Source organism: Mannheimia sp. E30BD (assembly GCF_041807785.1).
GTDB lineage: Bacteria > Pseudomonadota > Gammaproteobacteria > Enterobacterales > Pasteurellaceae > Mannheimia.
Map to the genome: position 1 here is coordinate 24,126 of NZ_JBGTYX010000012.1, position 15,681 is coordinate 39,806.

Annotated in this window: 19 protein-coding genes; 6 read left to right on the plus strand and 13 right to left on the minus strand. The window is 41.9% G+C overall.

The genetic code is table 11. From position 1 onward, the window contains the following. The gene (gene hflX / locus ACERCG_RS07975) at positions 1 to 1,386 is read left to right on the plus strand and encodes a ribosome rescue GTPase HflX (protein ID WP_373611509.1); all 1,386 of its coding nucleotides are present in this window, start codon (positions 1 to 3) and stop codon (positions 1,384 to 1,386) included. A 9-nt stretch (positions 1,387 to 1,395) separates the two neighbouring features. Here hflX and ACERCG_RS07980 read toward each other — a convergent pair whose 3' ends face one another. Together ACERCG_RS07980 and nhaA are read right to left on the minus strand one after the other, a co-directional pair. Then, on the minus strand, positions 1,396 to 2,118 hold the full coding sequence (locus ACERCG_RS07980) for an ESPR-type extended signal peptide-containing protein (protein WP_373611510.1): 723 nt from the start codon (positions 2,116 to 2,118) through the stop codon (positions 1,396 to 1,398). A 463-nt stretch (positions 2,119 to 2,581) separates the two neighbouring features. After that, positions 2,582 to 3,769 carry a Na+/H+ antiporter NhaA gene (gene nhaA / locus ACERCG_RS07985; protein WP_373611511.1) on the minus strand — a complete coding sequence of 396 codons (1,188 nt, stop codon included), beginning with the start codon at positions 3,767 to 3,769 and terminating at the stop codon, positions 2,582 to 2,584. A gap of 158 nt (positions 3,770 to 3,927) precedes the next feature. On the opposite strand from nhaA, the gene ACERCG_RS07990 reads away from it, so the two are divergent. The 4 genes from ACERCG_RS07990 to ACERCG_RS08005 are packed head-to-tail and all read left to right on the plus strand — an operon-like array spanning position 3,928 to position 6,161. Then, entirely contained in the window at positions 3,928 to 4,356 is a 429-nt protein-coding gene (locus ACERCG_RS07990; RefSeq protein ID WP_373611512.1) for an EamA family transporter, read from the plus strand. A gap of 18 nt (positions 4,357 to 4,374) precedes the next feature. After that, positions 4,375 to 5,115 carry a 4'-phosphopantetheinyl transferase superfamily protein gene (locus ACERCG_RS07995; RefSeq protein ID WP_373611513.1) on the plus strand — a complete coding sequence of 247 codons (741 nt, stop codon included), beginning with the start codon at positions 4,375 to 4,377 and terminating at the stop codon, positions 5,113 to 5,115. A gap of 3 nt (positions 5,116 to 5,118) precedes the next feature. Further along, positions 5,119 to 5,538, plus strand: a complete 420-nt coding sequence (gene psiE, locus ACERCG_RS08000) for a phosphate-starvation-inducible protein PsiE (RefSeq protein WP_373611514.1) — start codon at positions 5,119 to 5,121, stop codon at positions 5,536 to 5,538. Between the two features lie 8 nt (positions 5,539 to 5,546). Then, positions 5,547 to 6,161 (plus strand): NUDIX domain-containing protein, encoded by a 615-nt coding sequence (locus tag ACERCG_RS08005; protein WP_373611515.1) that lies wholly within the window; start codon positions 5,547 to 5,549, stop codon positions 6,159 to 6,161. A gap of 54 nt (positions 6,162 to 6,215) precedes the next feature. On the opposite strand, the gene ACERCG_RS08010 is transcribed toward ACERCG_RS08005, so the two are convergent. From ACERCG_RS08010 to ACERCG_RS08055, 10 genes are all read right to left on the minus strand, one after another. Then, complete coding sequence (locus tag ACERCG_RS08010) at positions 6,216 to 7,112, minus strand: surface lipoprotein assembly modifier (RefSeq protein ID WP_373611516.1); 897 nt, start codon at positions 7,110 to 7,112, stop codon at positions 6,216 to 6,218. A 51-nt stretch (positions 7,113 to 7,163) separates the two neighbouring features. Further along, positions 7,164 to 7,610, minus strand: coding sequence for a hypothetical protein (locus ACERCG_RS08015; protein ID WP_373611517.1), 447 nt, complete (start codon positions 7,608 to 7,610; stop codon positions 7,164 to 7,166). A gap of 54 nt (positions 7,611 to 7,664) precedes the next feature. Further along, a complete protein-coding gene (locus ACERCG_RS08020) occupies positions 7,665 to 7,913 on the minus strand; it encodes a factor H binding protein domain-containing protein (protein ID WP_373611548.1) in 249 nt (82 codons plus the stop codon). After that, a complete protein-coding gene (locus tag ACERCG_RS08025) occupies positions 7,910 to 8,068 on the minus strand; it encodes a hypothetical protein (protein WP_373611518.1) in 159 nt (52 codons plus the stop codon). Before ACERCG_RS08025 ends, ACERCG_RS08020 begins: the two co-directional genes overlap by 4 nt. 151 nt (positions 8,069 to 8,219) lie before the next feature. After that, complete coding sequence (locus tag ACERCG_RS08030; protein WP_373611519.1) at positions 8,220 to 8,390, minus strand: hypothetical protein; 171 nt, start codon at positions 8,388 to 8,390, stop codon at positions 8,220 to 8,222. 174 nt (positions 8,391 to 8,564) lie between these two features. Further along, complete coding sequence (locus ACERCG_RS08035) at positions 8,565 to 9,254, minus strand: CPBP family intramembrane glutamic endopeptidase (RefSeq protein WP_373611520.1); 690 nt, start codon at positions 9,252 to 9,254, stop codon at positions 8,565 to 8,567. Between the two features lie 143 nt (positions 9,255 to 9,397). After that, positions 9,398 to 9,988: a molecular chaperone TorD gene (torD, locus tag ACERCG_RS08040; RefSeq protein ID WP_373611521.1), complete on the minus strand. Its 591-nt coding sequence runs from the start codon at positions 9,986 to 9,988 to the stop codon at positions 9,398 to 9,400. Further along, on the minus strand, positions 9,988 to 12,453 hold the full coding sequence (torA, locus tag ACERCG_RS08045; protein WP_373611522.1) for a trimethylamine-N-oxide reductase TorA: 2,466 nt from the start codon (positions 12,451 to 12,453) through the stop codon (positions 9,988 to 9,990). The genes torD and torA overlap by 1 nt, the downstream gene beginning before the upstream one ends. Positions 12,454 to 12,590: 137 nt before the next feature. Then, positions 12,591 to 13,754, minus strand: coding sequence for a pentaheme c-type cytochrome TorC (torC, locus tag ACERCG_RS08050; protein ID WP_373611523.1), 1,164 nt, complete (start codon positions 13,752 to 13,754; stop codon positions 12,591 to 12,593). Positions 13,755 to 13,757: 3 nt separating this feature from the next. Then, positions 13,758 to 13,892, minus strand: a complete 135-nt coding sequence (locus ACERCG_RS08055; RefSeq protein ID WP_373611524.1) for a nitrate/trimethylamine N-oxide reductase NapE/TorE — start codon at positions 13,890 to 13,892, stop codon at positions 13,758 to 13,760. A 276-nt stretch (positions 13,893 to 14,168) separates the two neighbouring features. Between ACERCG_RS08055 and cpdA the strand changes: the two genes are divergently transcribed. Then, a complete protein-coding gene (gene cpdA / locus ACERCG_RS08060; protein ID WP_373611525.1) occupies positions 14,169 to 15,002 on the plus strand; it encodes a 3',5'-cyclic-AMP phosphodiesterase in 834 nt (277 codons plus the stop codon). A 62-nt stretch (positions 15,003 to 15,064) separates the two neighbouring features. Here cpdA and ACERCG_RS08065 read toward each other — a convergent pair whose 3' ends face one another. Next, positions 15,065 to 15,673, minus strand: a complete 609-nt coding sequence (locus ACERCG_RS08065) for a NapC/NirT family cytochrome c (protein WP_373611526.1) — start codon at positions 15,671 to 15,673, stop codon at positions 15,065 to 15,067. Positions 15,674 to 15,681 lie beyond the last annotated feature (8 nt).

Here is a 15,681-nt window from a genome sequence, read left to right on the forward strand (position 1 = left end):
ATGTTAAACGAATCATTGCCAAACTCAGAAGACAATTCTGCGTTTGGCTTTGCTTTATCTGAAGCAAGCCAAACAACGGAAATCACAAATCCTACCGAAGATAATCGAGATAAAGCGATTTTAGTCCATCTCTATCTTGGTCAGCATAAAGATGTCGAAAACTTACTTGAATTTAAAACACTTGCCGAATCTGCCGGCGTAGAGGTTCTTTCAACCCTGACCACAACTCGCCAAAGCCCACACATTAAATATTATGTCGGGCAAGGCAAAGCGGAGGAAATTGCGGAAACGGTAGAACAGCTAGAAGCAACGGTGGTGTTGGTTAACCACCAACTTAGCCCTGCTCAAACACGGAATTTGCAATCACTATGCGGCTGCCGGGTGGTGGATAGAACAGGTTTGATCCTTGATATTTTCGCTCAGCGAGCCAGATCCCACGAAGGGAAACTACAGGTGGAACTGGCACAGCTTCGCCATCTCTCTACCCGTTTAGTTCGCCGTGTAACCAATCAAGATCAGCAAAAAGGGGGATCTGTGGGGCTACGGGGCCCGGGGGAAACGCAGCTCGAAACCGATCGCCGTTTGATCAAAGTACGCATTCAACAGCTTTTAAGCCGTCTTGAAAAAGTCAGCAAGCAACGCAATCAAAACCGCAAAACACGCCAAAAAGCAGATATTCCAACCGTTTCTCTTGTTGGCTATACCAATGCGGGCAAATCTACGCTATTCAATGCGATTACCCAAGCAGGCGTTTATGCAGCCGATCAACTGTTTGCGACACTCGATCCAACCTTACGCCGTATTCAAGTACAAGATGTCGGCACAACCATTCTTGCTGATACAGTAGGTTTTATCCGTTTTCTACCACACGATTTGGTTTCTGCGTTTAAATCTACCTTGCAAGAAACTACCGAAGCGACATTGCTTTTGCACGTTATAGATGGATCAGACGATCGCAAAAATGAAAATATTGATGCGGTAAATCAAGTGCTTGATGAAATTGAGGCATTAGAGATCCCTACACTTTTAGTTTTTAACAAAATAGACAAATTGGATGGCATTGAGCCACATATTGAGCGTAATGATGACGGCACAGCGATTGCGGTTTATCTCTCCGCTCAAGAAAATATTGGTATTGATCTACTCTACCAAGCCATTCAGGAAAGATTGCGAAGCAATTTAGTGTGTGAAACACTCCTACTGCCTGTTACTGCTGGGGCAATCTATGCTCAATTTAAAGCAGAAAATTGTATTAAAACGGAAACATTCAATGAGTTTGGCGAGCGTATTATTTCTATTGAAGTGAATGAAGTGCAATGGAATAAGTGGTTGAAGCAATTTCCTGAAATAAAAGAATATGTAGAATTGGCTAATTGGAATAGCTAATCATAACGATTATTTCAGAAATAAAGCGGTGCTGGCGTGTGCTGTCGCTTTTGCCTCTCTACCTACGGCAGTTGACCAACCTAGGGTACCATATTGGTTAGCGCCATTAGGGTCGGTGGCTGCTTCTGCTCCAGCACCGATAGCGATACTGTCATAGTTGGCTGTTGCATTTCTACCGATCGCCACAGCCCAGCCACCCACGCGCAATGAGTTTTTTTCAGGATCTGGTAGTGAGTTCATGGTGGTTTTTGCGCCATAGCCAATGGTAACCGAAGTGTTTGATCCTTCACTTAGGGCATTTTCACCGATAGTAACAGATCGACTTGCATTGCCTGTATTTTGGGCATTGCGACCGATAGCGATGGCATTGGCTGATGCTTGTGAGTTGGAGGCATCTCTACCGATGGAAATGGAGCTGATGCCCTCTGCTCGTGCATTCATACCTACGGCAATAGAACGATCGCCAGTCGCCCCTGCTTTGCTATCGATAGAGCCTTCATTAGTGGTAGCATTGCCTGCAGGCTGATCGGCAGCGCCAGTATTGACATGGAAATAGGTGTCAGGTATTTCTGCTGCATAAGCAGAAGTGACACCCACAACACTCAGTGCTAAAGCAATCGCTTTAGATAGAACGCTTGATTTTGTGGGTTTCCCCTTAGCACGAGATAATTCAGATACAACAGAGTAACTTTGTGTAGCCGTATTCCAAATCACTTTAAAAACTTTGTTCATTAATTTTCTCCAGATTGAATAGATAAAAAAACCCACTACACTGCGTAGCTATTATAGTAATTTAGCTACTCAGCATAGTGGGTCTATTAAAATTTAGGTACGGCTTTTTACAAGTAAAACTTGTTGTATTACCTTGCTAGCTTGCTAGAAGTTTATCCTTTTTAATCATAAATTCAAACTCATATACCTAAAAGTAAAAAAATTTTGCACATTTTACACACTATAAGGCCTAATATGAATAAATCTTTACAAAAATATTTATAAATTGTTATATACTTAGTTAGGTAGATAATTATTAGACTTTATATTTAGATACTATAATGTTCTTTAAGAGATAAACCCGTTCAGTAAACATAAGGGCGAAGATACTACTTCGCCCTATAACTCCGCTAATTTAGAGTTGCTTAAAAAGCCTACTTACAAGCGGTCACAAATTAAAAAAGAAGTAATATTAATGCATTCTCTAAACCGGCTCATCTAATTCCACATTTTTACGCGTTGCCATTCTTAATAAGATATAACCTAAAATAGCAGATATAGCAGAACCAAGTAAAATGCCTAAACGTGCAAGAGGTGTGATAGTCTCCCCTGCTTGACTTACATCAAATGCGAGACTTGCAAGGAACATTGACATAGTAAACCCGATACCACATAACACCGCAATGGCAAAAATTTGTTTAAAATTAACACCTGGTGGTAAGCTTGCAAATCGGAAAATAACAGCTAAATAGCTAAATCCAAACACCCCTATAGCCTTACCTACAAGCAAACCTAGTGCAATACCCAATGGTAATGGCGAAGTTAGCTGTTCAATCCCCATCCCTAATAACGATACACCGGCATTAGCAAATGCGAAAATAGGAAGAATCATAAATGAACACCAAGGTACAAGGATATGTTCCAATTCTTCTGCTGGTCGTTCCCCATTTTTTCCTTTCAATGGTATACAAAAGCCAATAATTACCCCAGCTAAAGTAGCGTGAACACCTGATTTTAAAACTGATGTCCACAAAATCAGACCAATAAAGATATAGGCACAAAGTGAAGTAACCTTAAAACGATTAAGAATGAACAACGCAAAAATTGCAACACCAGCAATGCTAAGAGCTTGCATACTAATCTCTTGCGAATAGAAAAGGGCAATCACAATAATTGCACCTAAATCATCAATAATCGCAAGTGCCAGTAAGAATACTTTTAGTGCTAACGGCACACGCGTCCCTAACAGTGCTACAATACCAACAGCAAAAGCAATATCGGTTGCCATAGGAATTGCCCAACCTGAATGATATTCGGGATAATCTTTATTGATAAACCAGAAAATTAGCGCTGGAACTACCATTCCTCCAATTGCTGCCATCGCTGGGAATGAGGCATTTTTAATGCTCGAAAGCGAGCCCTCAAATAACTCTTTTTTCACTTCTAAGCCTATCAGGGTAAAGAAAATTGCCATCAACCCATCATTTATCCAAAGCAATAGTGGCTTAGCTAACACAAAGTTACCAAACTGAAAACTTACTTTAGTTTGTAAGAAATCAAAATAAACATCATTTAGTGATGAATTTGCCAATATAATTGCGGTAAAGGCAAAGATTAATAGTAAAATCCCCCCTGCTGCTTCTGATTTTAAAAGTAAAAGTAATCTTCCCACTGAAATTCTCCTATTCATTATTTATCTACTTTTTCATACAATTTATTTTTTACCAAAGATTTCCCTAAGATTAAATAGAAAATTTGCTAAACTAGAGATAAGTTACATTTTATCAATCTGTTTGAGTATAATTTCATCAAAAATGTTAGGAATTTGTTATGAGTAATGAATGGTTCTATTGGGCAGCAATTTCTGCTGTTTTTGCTGCCCTCACGGCAATTTTCGCTAAAGTGGGCTTACAAAATATTAATTCTGATTTTGCCACTGTTATTCGTACTATTGTGATCATCATTGCGTTAATCGCGTTTCTGACTTACACAGGCAAGTGGCAGCGGATTGCTCACATCAGCAATAAAAATTGGTTGTTTCTGATTCTCTCAGGGCTTGCTACGGGCATTTCTTGGCTGGCTTATTTTAAAGCTCTACAGATAGGTAACGCCTCACAAGTTGCACCGGTGGATAAATTTAGCCTTGTGCTGGTGACTCTTTTTGCGGTGGTATTTCTTGGCGAACGCCCAAACGGGCAAGAGTGGGCGGGCATTGGGCTAATTTCAGCAAGTGTGCTGTTACTCGCTTTTAAACGCTAACAACAAGCGGTCATTTTTATGGAAAATTTTGCAAACACAATCCCCCATATCGAAATTGCTTTTATTCATCGGCACGCTATTTTGCCGAGTGATTTTGACTTTCCGCCAATGCCTGAACATTTTAATGAAAAGCAAACCCATAAATGGCAGAGCCGCCGTGCCGCTCATTTTTTGCTGACTGAACTGTTTAAAAAATATGGCTTGGATTTGCAATTGTTAGAGAACATTCAACACACAAAAAGTGGCAGACCTTTTGTGAGTGCCGAGCAGATTGATTTTAATATTAGCCATTCGGGGAATTGGATAGCGATCATTTTTTCGCATTTTTTTGCAAAATTAGCAGTAGGCATTGATATTGAACACCCACAGAAAGAAAGGCGTTATGCGGATCTGATTCGCCACTATGCCAATATGGAAGAACAAGTTGTATTATTAAATAAACATTGCCCTTTACTAGACAACCTTTCACAACGCTTTTATCTAAGTTGGTGCTTGCGAGAGGCGATTTTGAAATCGCAAGGCGTGGGGATTGTGAAATTATCTGAAGTAAAACATCTTCCGTTGGAAAAACGCATTTTTTCCGCCCATTGCCCGAGAGGAAAATTGCATTTTGTAAGCGAGCTGCCGTTCTATTTAAGCTACTTCTATCAGCTCCCCGAAAATATGCTATTATCTGAACCTTTGTTATACCATTGGCAGAATGGGCAATTTCAGCCTGTTACGTGCCAATCGATTGTTTATGATGTGAATGAAGGATAATAAATGTCTAAAAAATCATTAGAAGAACGCCACTCTACGTTTGGCAGAATTGCGTCAGAAATTTTTCAATGGGTGCTCAATCTCTCTTTATTGGTAGCCGGTGTACTGCTTTCTTATTCACTCTTTGTCGAAGGCTATGCACTTTATGAATTATTAATTGACAATAGCGAAAAATTCCAAGTGGTAGAACATATCGTGATTTTCTTCCTCTATTTTGAGTTTTTGGCTTTAATTGTGAAATATTTTAAATCGAACTATCACTTCCCGTTGCGATATTTTCTCTATATCGGCATTACCGCAATGGTAAGATTAATTATTGTCGATCACTCAAATGCAATGCACACGCTACTTTTCTCGGTATCGATTTTAGTAATGATTGTAGCGTTGTATCTTGTACATAGTGACCGTTTACAAAGAAGCTAGGGGGCAGAATGAACCAATATCAATATGACGATTTGCAGATACTAAACAAAGAAACAGTTTACAAAGGGCATTTTGAGTTACAAAAAATCACATTCCGCCATAAACTCTTTTCAGGCGAAATGAGCGGCGATGTGGTGCGTGAACTCTTAATTAAAGGCGAAGCGGCAGCACTTATTGCTTACGATCCGAAATTGGATAATGTCGTGTTGGTTGAGCAAGTGCGTATTGGAGCTTATGACTCCGCACAGAAAAGCTCCCCTTGGCTGTTGGAATTAGTGGCAGGTATGGTCGATAAAGGCAATGAAGAACCTGCGGAAGTTGCTATTCGAGAAGCAAAAGAAGAAGCAGGCTTAGAAGTAACAGAGGTGCAACACGCCCTTAGCGTGTGGGACAGCCCGGGCGGACAACTTGAGCGTTTGCATTTATTTCTTGGCTTAATTGATAGCACCAAAGTCAAATCGGGCGAGGTATACGGCTTATTGGAAGAAGAAAATGAGGATATTTTAGTCCACGTTGTCAGCCGTGAGCAGGCTTATCAATGGGTGGAAGACGGCACAATTGACAATGTCATTGCGGTAATTGGGCTGCAATGGTTGCAGTTAAATTACAAGAAATTCAATTAGCTCACATAAATAGCGGGCGAAAATTTTCGCCCCCATATTCACACAGCCTTAAACTTAAAACAGTTTCTCTAACGTCATAAAGACTTCTTTATTGCTACGAGAGTAGAAATCGGTAATATTGCTGTCGATTTTTTGATAGCGGAAATTCACTTTCGGCACAATTCCGTGCAAGTGCCAACTTCGATTCCATACCGCCACATTCGCTTGATATTCCTTATCTTGGCGTTTGTAGCCAAACACATAATGCTTATCGGCAAAATACCGCTTGCCATAACCAATGCTCGCCGAGCTTGCCCAGCTTGGGGTTTGGTAAATTACGCCAATGGTCGCCAGCCACTTATTGGAAGATTGGGCTTTCTCACGGGTAATTTCACGGCTAGCGTTAAGATTTGCAAAAAATCGCCAATCTTTGACCGCTTGCCATTGCGTGCCTAGCGTGAGTTGGTTGCGATAACCATTGTAACGGTCGGCAATATGCTGTTCACTATAAAGTTTTTGCAGATGGCTGAATGAGCCGGAAATCAGCCCTCGTTCAAAAAGTTTAACAGCATTGATACTGCTACCAAATTGATAGTTATACCGTGAGCTACCCAGCCAATTCTGCTCAATAAAGGGCGAAACCCCGATTCGGTAAGTTGCCGTTCTGTAGCTATATTTTGGCGTTAGTGAGACCGATTGTTCGCTATAATCGTGGTTATTCCAGTAATAAACACCGTGATAGCCAAGATCAACGCCCACAAAATGATTGCCGCCGATGTTTCGCATTTTACTCAAGCCAACGCCATACCTTATGCCTTTTGCCGACTGCGGCAAGCTGTCTGACTCTTTAATAAAAATCCGCCCGTTTACATTTACCGTTGGCGACGAAGAAGCATTATTCACATTGTTGGTTTGAGTATATTGCAAATAAAAATCCGGCTTCCAGCTCTCTTCCTCCTTTATTTGAGCCAAAGCAGCATTCACCGCATTGCGTAAATCATCGATTTTGAGTTGCTGAAATTCTTACTCTGCTTCCCTGTAGCGATAATCCTCTTTTAAAATCAGGGCTAGATCAAAACGAGGGTAGGTTAAATCAGGCTGTTTTTTCAGCAACTGCTGATAATAAAACGCCGCAGAGCGATAATCTTTTTTAGCATAAGCCAATGCCGCCAAAGCATAGTCTAAAAGTAGCGGATCAAATTGCTCTTGCTTTGCATAATCGCCAAGCAGGCTTTCCAGCTTTGCCCAATCTTGTCTAAGAATTGCTTGGTTAATATGTTGTTCAATACCTTTAAGTGTATTATCTTCCGCCAAGTAAGCGGTTGATTTTAAATCTTTTTTTGCAATTTCTTTCTCAAATTTGACCGCTTGTTGCCGACTATCAAACTCTGTGGGATCTTGCTGAAACTCAACCGTTTCCGCCATTACCAACGGCGAAACAAGTAAAAATAGAAAGTATTTTTTATGCATAGTAAAAAAGAATGCCGTTTAAGGGATTAAACGGCATTGAATAATAGAAGTTATTTATTTTTGAATTTCGCCTCGAGTTCCGCTAATACCAAAGATATCTGTTCTATCATTAGCTTTGAGCTCTATTTTACCACCGATTTCTTCTGCATTTGGACCGAAGAATTGCACACTATAATTGCCTTTTCCAATGGAGTCGTTATTATGCTTTTGACTAGCAGAAGCCGTAATACCACCATTATCTATTTTGCCTTGTTCTAACGCGATAGAACCAGCGTGTGCATTTTCAACTTGACCTGAGCCTATGCGACTAGAAAATCAACATAATATGTTAATTTTCCACCAGTTAATGCAGTGTCTGCTTTACCGTGAGAATCAAAAACTTCGCCTTTATATGTTGCTTTGCCCTCTGTCGGTAAATTCTCAGTTTTAAGCCCTTTCACTTCAACCGTAGGTTCCATTTGACGACCATTTTACTGTAAAGTTTGTTTCATTTTGGCAGTTACAACGGAATAATGGCTGTTATAGAGATAACCATGGGTTCGAATCTCTTCTCCGTTTTTACCTGTTTCATTTTTTTCTTCTAACTCATTTAATCCATCTTTATATTCTTTATTGCCAATTCCTTTTGCCTCTGCAATTTTTTTGCTTCTTCAGTTTTTTTAACTCAACTTGTGGTTTCGATTTAGCATTATTAGAACTGCTACCTGAACCACCACTACCACAAGCAGTTAAACCCACTAAAATCAAAGTGGCTAGGGTTAATTTTTTGATACTCTTCATATTTCATATTTGCTCCGTTAAATTAAAAATAATTTTTAGTTATAACCAATAACTATCGGTTATATTGTAACCGAAAAGCAGCTTTCCATACAAATAATAATGTTTTTATGCTACTGGTACGATCAGGTACGATCAGCTCTATCAACTTATGCCGCTTAAATGTAGCACCTTTAACTAAAAATAAGCCAACAAACTCAGCCCCAAAGTATCCGCAATACTGTGTGCCACCCAAAATGGAAATAGGTTTTTCTGCTTTGAGCGTGAGTAGAGCAAATAAATAATTAAACCAAGCCAAATTCCTAATCCTAACGCACTTTCCATTCCTTGATAGGTATGAAAACTCACCCGAATAATCAGTGAATAAATCACCGCCCATTTTAGATATTCAGGTTTAACCGCCAAGCAAATACCGAGGAAAAAGATTTCTTCATAAAAGCCGTTTAAAATCGCATACAGCACGGTAGAAAAATTCACTTCTTTTAAGACTGCTAAAAATGGCTCCGAATACACTAGGTTGTAAACACCATATAATATTTCAAAATAGAGATCCATCGCTAACGAGAGCAAGATAAACAACCCGATACCGCTAAAAAAAGCCCGCCAAGATGGGCGAATCACCCAACGGCTGAAATCAAAATTCCGCCATTTTAGATAGCCCATTGCAACCAGTAACAATGCAAGTTGAGTCAGTAATGCCCAATAATTTTGTTCATTTGAAAAGGTTAAATTTTCTTCAAAATTACCTTGCATTTCGGTGGTGATGAAATATTGCTGAGTTGAGGTGTAAATTGCCTCGCCAAAAAAGATCAGGGTTAGCACGCATAAATCGTACCAATTTAGGTAGGTGGTTTTATTATTTTGCATTAATGTCTCCTTTGTAAATTTTTTTATAAAAATAACCGCTTGTAATAAATAATGTGGATAAATCCGGCCAATAAAAAAGGAAGTTGAAATTTTAACTTCCTTTTTAAATTCACTCAATGCAAATCATTCTCAAATAAATAACTTTATCTTTGTTCCTTCAGCAATACCTCTTCAAACAACCTTAACAACGCAAAATAAACGCCGGTGTTGGTCTTGACGGTTTTGGCTTTGGCGAACCACGCTGGGAGCCAGCTCATCAGTTGGTTTTGCAGAAATTGCTGTTGTGTTTCCAACGGTTTTTCGGCAAGCAAGCGGTCGAAAAGAGCGAGATAAACGCAAAGATGATCGCTCGGCTCTTTGCTTTCCCGATTAACTTGTAGCCCAAATTCGCCCAGCAGTCTGTCCATTTCCGCCAAATTTTTCGCTAATGCCTCGCCTTCCAAATAGGCGGAGGCATAAGGGATTGCACTGAGATTGCCTTCCAATAAAAACAGTTGGGCAAAGTCAGCCGCCAGTTCTAGACGAGGAAATTCCAGCTGCCTACAAGCGGTCACTTCTGCTTGAAATTTTGCAACCTGTTCGGCAAAACCCAATTCGCTGAGGTATGCAAAAAAATCGTCAAATTCGCCCGCTTGTAAGGCATTTAACTGCTCGTCCGAAAGTTCTCGGGCGAGCATTGCGTTAAACCAGCCATAGATAAATTGCCGTTCTTCACGACTGATTACCAATGTCATCAAGCCGTTACCTCAATCGCACCGTTAAAGCCGTTCGGGGCTGGGGCTTGGCCTACAAATTTCTCGATATTCACCAAGCAGGTGTTAGCGGAAACTGCTTGTGCCAGCTTGGAGGTGCCGATGTCGAGGGTCATTGTATTCGGGTCTCCATAGGTATCAATCGCCCCTACGCTTTCGTCAAGCGGTGAATACCACGCCCCTTCTTGCAAACGCACCACGCCGGTCGGGAAGTTATCGGAAAGCACCGCACCTACAATCGCTTGCCCACGGTCGTTAAACACGCGCACTAAATCACCGTCTTGAATGCCGTGTTTGGCGGCATCTTGCGGGTTAATGTAAAGCGGTTCACGCCCTTGCACGCTGTAAGTTTCACGCAGTTCTTTCGACTCACAAAGCTGGGAGTGCAGGCGTTTGTCAGGGTGAACCGATTGCAGCCAGAACGGGAATTTGTCGGAATTTTTACCGCCGTGTGAACGTTCTGCTTTCTCAAACCACATTGGGTGCCCTTTGCAATCGTCATAGCCGAAAGAGGCGATTTTATTGCTGTAAATTTCGATAAAGCCGGACGGTGTGCCGAGGGCGTGCAATTCCGGATCTTCACGGAAATCGGCGTGGCGAACCCAAGGTTTGCCCTCCGGGAACAGCACATAGCCTTTTTGCCAAAATTCGGCAAATTCCGGCATTTCAAATTTGCCTTTGTTTTCACGGCGGCAATCTTTGTAGAGTTTTTCCACCCATTGCATTTCGTCCATTCCACGGCTGTACTCTTTCTCTTTACCGAAACGGCGGCACAGATCACGGAAAATCTCAAAGTCGGAGCGAGAGTCATAGAGCGGATCGATCAGCTTGTGCATTGCAATCACGCCACGGTTGCTGTATGAACCGTAAGCATCAATGTCGTTGCGTTCAAACGGAGTACAGGCTGGCAATACGATGTCAGAGAAGCGACAGGTTGCCGTCCAGCTGTAGTTGATGGAGACAATGGTTTCCATTTTTTGGAACGCTTGCTTCATTTTGTTGCGTTCGGAATGACGGTGCCATTGGTTACAACCGGTGAAAATCGCCATTTTGAACGGGGCGTAAGTCACTTTTTTGCCGTTGTAATCAATGGTTTCACCGGCGTGGAGCAAGCTGTCGGTCATACGAGCCACCGGAATAGTGTCGCTGTAGCCTTTGTAATCTTTGTTGTCGTATTTCGGGGTTTGCCCTTCATCAATGTTGAGCGGGAACGCCCCCGGCATTGCCGCACCCGATTCCGGAATACCGATGGAGCTGTAATGGTGTGCATAGCTGATGCCGCCGCCTGCCAAGCCGATTTGCCCTAACATTGAGGCTAACACCGCTCCCATCCAATACGGTTGTTCGCCGTGTTGTTGGCGTTGGATTGCCCAGCCGAAAATAAACTGGGTGCGTTTGCCGGCAAGCATTCGTGCAAATTCACGGATTTTGTCGGCAGAAATACCACAAATTTCGGCTGCCCATTCCGGGGTTTTCGCTACTTTGTCTTCGGTTTCGCCTAACAGATACGGCAGGAATTTTTCAAAACCGACCGTGTACATATCCAAGAATTTTTTATCGTACAGATTTTCCGTGTAGAGCGTGTGGGCAAGTGCCAACATAAACGGCACATCGGTTTGTGGATTGATGTACTGCTGTTCGCAGCCTAAGAAATTCTGGGTTTTGCTTTTTACCGGATCGACACAAATCACATTCACGCCTTTTGCCGCCACTTTCTCTTTCAGTTTTTCCAAGTAGGCATAGGCTTCGTGGGTTTCGCAGTTCCAGCCCACTTGCAGGTTTTTCACCGGATCGCTTGCCCAGAAAATGATGTTTTCGCTCTCTTTTAAGATGATTTCCCAAGAAGTGCCTTGTGAATAGACTTCGGTTGAACCCAGCACATACGGCAGAACGGTTTGTCCTGCACCGGTAGAATAGTCGCCGGCAGTGCCGACACTGTTACCGTGCATCGCAATCGCTCGGATCATATGGTTACCGCAACTGTGGAATTGACCGGTTGAACGCCAGCCCACATTGGCGGTATGTAACGCCCACGGACCGTACTCTTTTTGCACCCGTTCTAACTCTTGGTAGAACAGGTCAAGGGCTTCGTCCCAGGTTACCCGCACAAAGCGGTTATCGCCACGCTGTGCAGTGTTGCTGTTATGGCGGTTTTTGAGCCAATCTAAACGCACCATCGGATAGCGGATACGGGAATCGCTGTAAATTAAGCCTTTGATGCCGTTGAGCATTTCGGTCGGGTGTTTATCAAACTCGAACGGTTTGATTTCTGCCACTCGTCCGTTCTCAATTTTGGCACGCATTGCCCCCCAGTGAGAGCCGGAAACTTTCCATTGGCTGAGGTCTTCGCTTGCAAACACATTGCGAGGCACGAGAAAATTCGGCATTGTGACAGCGGCAGCCATCACAGACATATTTTTTAAAAATTGACGGCGAGATTGTTGCATATCTTGTCCTTGTTAATTTGTAAAATTTTGCGGAAATTTGACCGCTTGTTTGATTGATAGCGCCAGCGTCCACGCTGGTGCTACACATCTATTTAATTATTGGCACAAGCGAGGACGCTTGCGCCATCTATTATGGATTAATGCTTCGCCCCTTCTCTGTCGGAGGCGTGCATTTGTAAATAACGTAGCACCTCTTTGCCGGTCTGTTTGTCCATATTGGTAAAGCCGACCATTCCGTTGAATAAGCCGATCCAGCTATTGGAATCGAAGTGGGCGACATCAGGCTGTCTGTGGCAAGTGCTACATTGGGTTTTGTATTGGCTTTCCGCATTTGCCCAAATTGGGGTGACATCGTCTAATAATTTAGCTTTGCCAATCCACCCTTGTAGTTTCACTTTTTGCCAATTCAAGCCGGTAATCGGGTCTTCTTTGGTTTCCAACACCTCAAATTTCGGCTGATTTGCCATAAACTCTTTGGTGAGTACCGCATCGGTAATGTTTTTCCCGAAATCGTGATACCAAATGCGACCAAAACCTTTCTCTTTACGCCACATTGTCAGCTCAACCAAATCCGCATTTTTGCCCGCTTGCACAAATGCCACCGGCACGGCGGTTTCTAATTGCCCGATAGCTTGGCTTAAACCTTCGTCTAGGAATAATTCGGCATTCCCTTTGGTGTAGTAAGATTTGCCTTGGCTTGGGGATTTATTCACAAACTGATCAAACTTCGATTTCAGTGCATTTTCATCGGCTTTCGGTAAGTGGTGAGCAATGCCTTTGTGACAATCCATACAACTTTGATCTTTCTCCGCAGCCGGTTTCATTGCCTTACGAGCTGCTTCGCTCATTTTATCAAAATTCATTCGCTCATAGCTGTGGCAAGCCTTACACTCTTTAGAACCATTAGCGGCAAATCTTGCCCACTCACGCTCTGCCATTTCTAAGCGGTGTTTTTCAAATGAGCCTTCTTCTTTATATTTGCCGGATAATTCTGCCCACACCTCACGGCTTGCCTGCACTTTGCGGGCATATTTTTCGGTGTAATCGTGCGGTAAGTGGCAGCTTGAACAAGTTGCCGTTACCCCGCTTTTATTCGACCAGTGGGCGGTTTTTTTAAGCTCCTCTAACGGCTGCTGCATTGAGTGGCAGCTCACACAAAACTCTTCACTGCTGGTGTGATCCATCGCTTTATTAAATTGATGCCAGCTAATTGCCCCTGCAATAAAGCCGATGCTGACTAACACACCTAACCCGATTTTGGTTGCCGGCTTAGTAAATAATGCTTTGATTGAACCTAACATTTTCTATGCCCCCGGTAAACCAATAACAAACATTTGTAATAGCCACACAATCAAGCCGTAAGCCCCTACGGCAAACGCCATCAATAACGGCAAAATCAGCCCTGATAGCAAAAGCGTTTTTAAAAGTTCTGAACGCATATTAATTTACTCCTTTATCTAATAAGGTGTGATTATTTTCGTTTTGGAAAAAAATGTCATTGATATTAATCAAATAATTATTCTATTCTGTTATAAAAAACTCGTAATAAAATTCCACTTTTTTCTAATTGAAGCTGATAGAACGCTAGCTGCATAGATTTTTATCAAAAAGAGAAACTTTTTTTCAAAAATGCGGCATAGAACACATTTTTCATTTTCGCTTACTGATAAAATCTAACCAGTTAAATTTTATGAAATTTTGAATGGAAACACACAATGAGTGAACCCTTTAAACTGCAAAAAAACGGTACGGTTAGGTTATTGCAAATAACCGATCCGCATTTGTTTTCCCACACGGAGGAGACACTGCTCAATGTCAAAACAGTAAAGAGCTTCTCAGCAGTCATTGAGCAGATACAAAAACAAATTGAGACCACACAAGCCTTTGATTTAGTGCTTGCCACCGGCGATTTAATTCAAGATCACAATATCGCCGGTTATCATTATTTTGCCCAAATTACCGAACCACTAAAAACGCCGATTGTATGGTTGGAGGGAAATCACGATGTTCAGCCGAATATGGGAGAAATTTTAGGGCAGTATTCACATATTTTACCGCATAAGCAGATCTTAATCGGCGATAAATGGCAGCTGCTTTTATTGAATAGCCAAGTAGTTGGTATGCCTTATGGCGAACTCTCCTACTTACAGCTGAAGTGGTTGGAAGAAAAATTGGCACAATATCCGCAACGTTTTAGCTTGATTGCTCTGCACCACAACATTTTACCGACAAATTCTGCGTGGCTCGATCAGCATAGTTTAAAAAACAGTAACGAATTAGCCGAAATTTTAACAAAATTTGCGAATGTTAAAGGAATTGTGCACGGACATATTCATCAGCAGGTCGATGATGTGTGGCAAGGTATTCCGATTTATGCCACTCCATCTACTTGTATTCAATTTAAGCCGAATTGCGATCAGTTTACTTTAGATTTATTGCCTCAAGGCTGGCGGGAAATTGTACTTCACGAAGATGGTATGCAGGAAACAGCCGTCAAGCGGTTAAATTCCAATGATTTTTTACCAAATCTAAATGCAGTCGGTTACTAACTTGGCTACGAAAAAAGAAACCCTCAATCGAAATTGAGGGTTTTCTGTTGAACAACTTTAGGCTATTTCTTCTCTTCTTCTTTTTTCAGCAAATCATCAGGAATGAAGTTTTTCTGAATCGCTTCCATATGTGGAAGATTGTGAGCAATCCCTTTATGGCAATCGATACAGGTTTTATTTTGTTCTTGTGCCAATGCGTGCATTTGCTGTGCCACGGTTTTTTGTTGGGTGAAATCCATATCTTCAAAGTTATGGCAGTTACGGCACTCTTGTGAATCGTTCGCTTTTAAACGCTCCCATTCACGCATCGCCATTTCGCCACGATGAGCTTCGAATTTCTCTTTAGTATCTACTTTACCCGTATAGTGAGCATATACTTCTTTAGCTGCAATAATTTTACGCTTCCATTTTGGGAAAAATTCGTGTGGAACGTGGCAGTCTGAACAAATCGCTTTCACACCACTGCGATTTGAGTAGTGAGCAGAAGCACGGTATTCAGGTACAACATCGTTCATATGACAGCTTGAACAAAACTCTTCGGTATTGGTGTAAGCAAGCCCCGCATTAAAACCACTCCACGCCAAAATACCCCCTAATGCAGAAAGTAGAATTACCAAACCAATTGCCATTCTACTTGGGCGACGTAACCAGTTAAAAAATCTTCTTATCATTACTTACT

Excerpts from the sequence above, each read along its gene's own strand:
- ACERCG_RS08065 (WP_373611526.1), bottom strand. The coding sequence starts at position 15,673 with ATGATAAGAAGATTTTTTAACTGGTTACGTCGCCCAAGTAGAATGGCA.
- ACERCG_RS07980 (WP_373611510.1), bottom strand. The coding sequence starts at position 2,118 with ATGAACAAAGTTTTTAAAGTGATTTGGAATACGGCTACACAAAGTTAC.
- ACERCG_RS08015 (WP_373611517.1), bottom strand. The coding sequence starts at position 7,610 with ATGCATAAAAAATACTTTCTATTTTTACTTGTTTCGCCGTTGGTAATG.
- ACERCG_RS08035 (WP_373611520.1), bottom strand. The coding sequence starts at position 9,254 with ATGCAAAATAATAAAACCACCTACCTAAATTGGTACGATTTATGCGTG.
- ACERCG_RS08005 (WP_373611515.1), top strand. The coding sequence starts at position 5,547 with ATGAACCAATATCAATATGACGATTTGCAGATACTAAACAAAGAAACA.
- torC (WP_373611523.1), bottom strand. The coding sequence starts at position 13,754 with ATGTTAGGTTCAATCAAAGCATTATTTACTAAGCCGGCAACCAAAATC.
- psiE (WP_373611514.1), top strand. The coding sequence starts at position 5,119 with ATGTCTAAAAAATCATTAGAAGAACGCCACTCTACGTTTGGCAGAATT.
- ACERCG_RS07990 (WP_373611512.1), top strand. The coding sequence starts at position 3,928 with ATGAGTAATGAATGGTTCTATTGGGCAGCAATTTCTGCTGTTTTTGCT.
- ACERCG_RS07995 (WP_373611513.1), top strand. The coding sequence starts at position 4,375 with ATGGAAAATTTTGCAAACACAATCCCCCATATCGAAATTGCTTTTATT.
- ACERCG_RS08030 (WP_373611519.1), bottom strand. The coding sequence starts at position 8,390 with ATGAAGAGTATCAAAAAATTAACCCTAGCCACTTTGATTTTAGTGGGT.
- ACERCG_RS08025 (WP_373611518.1), bottom strand. The coding sequence starts at position 8,068 with ATGGAACCTACGGTTGAAGTGAAAGGGCTTAAAACTGAGAATTTACCG.
- ACERCG_RS08055 (WP_373611524.1), bottom strand. The coding sequence starts at position 13,892 with ATGCGTTCAGAACTTTTAAAAACGCTTTTGCTATCAGGGCTGATTTTG.
- hflX (WP_373611509.1), top strand. The coding sequence starts at position 1 with ATGTTAAACGAATCATTGCCAAACTCAGAAGACAATTCTGCGTTTGGC.
- cpdA (WP_373611525.1), top strand. The coding sequence starts at position 14,169 with ATGAGTGAACCCTTTAAACTGCAAAAAAACGGTACGGTTAGGTTATTG.
- torA (WP_373611522.1), bottom strand. The coding sequence starts at position 12,453 with ATGCAACAATCTCGCCGTCAATTTTTAAAAAATATGTCTGTGATGGCT.
- torD (WP_373611521.1), bottom strand. The coding sequence starts at position 9,988 with ATGACATTGGTAATCAGTCGTGAAGAACGGCAATTTATCTATGGCTGG.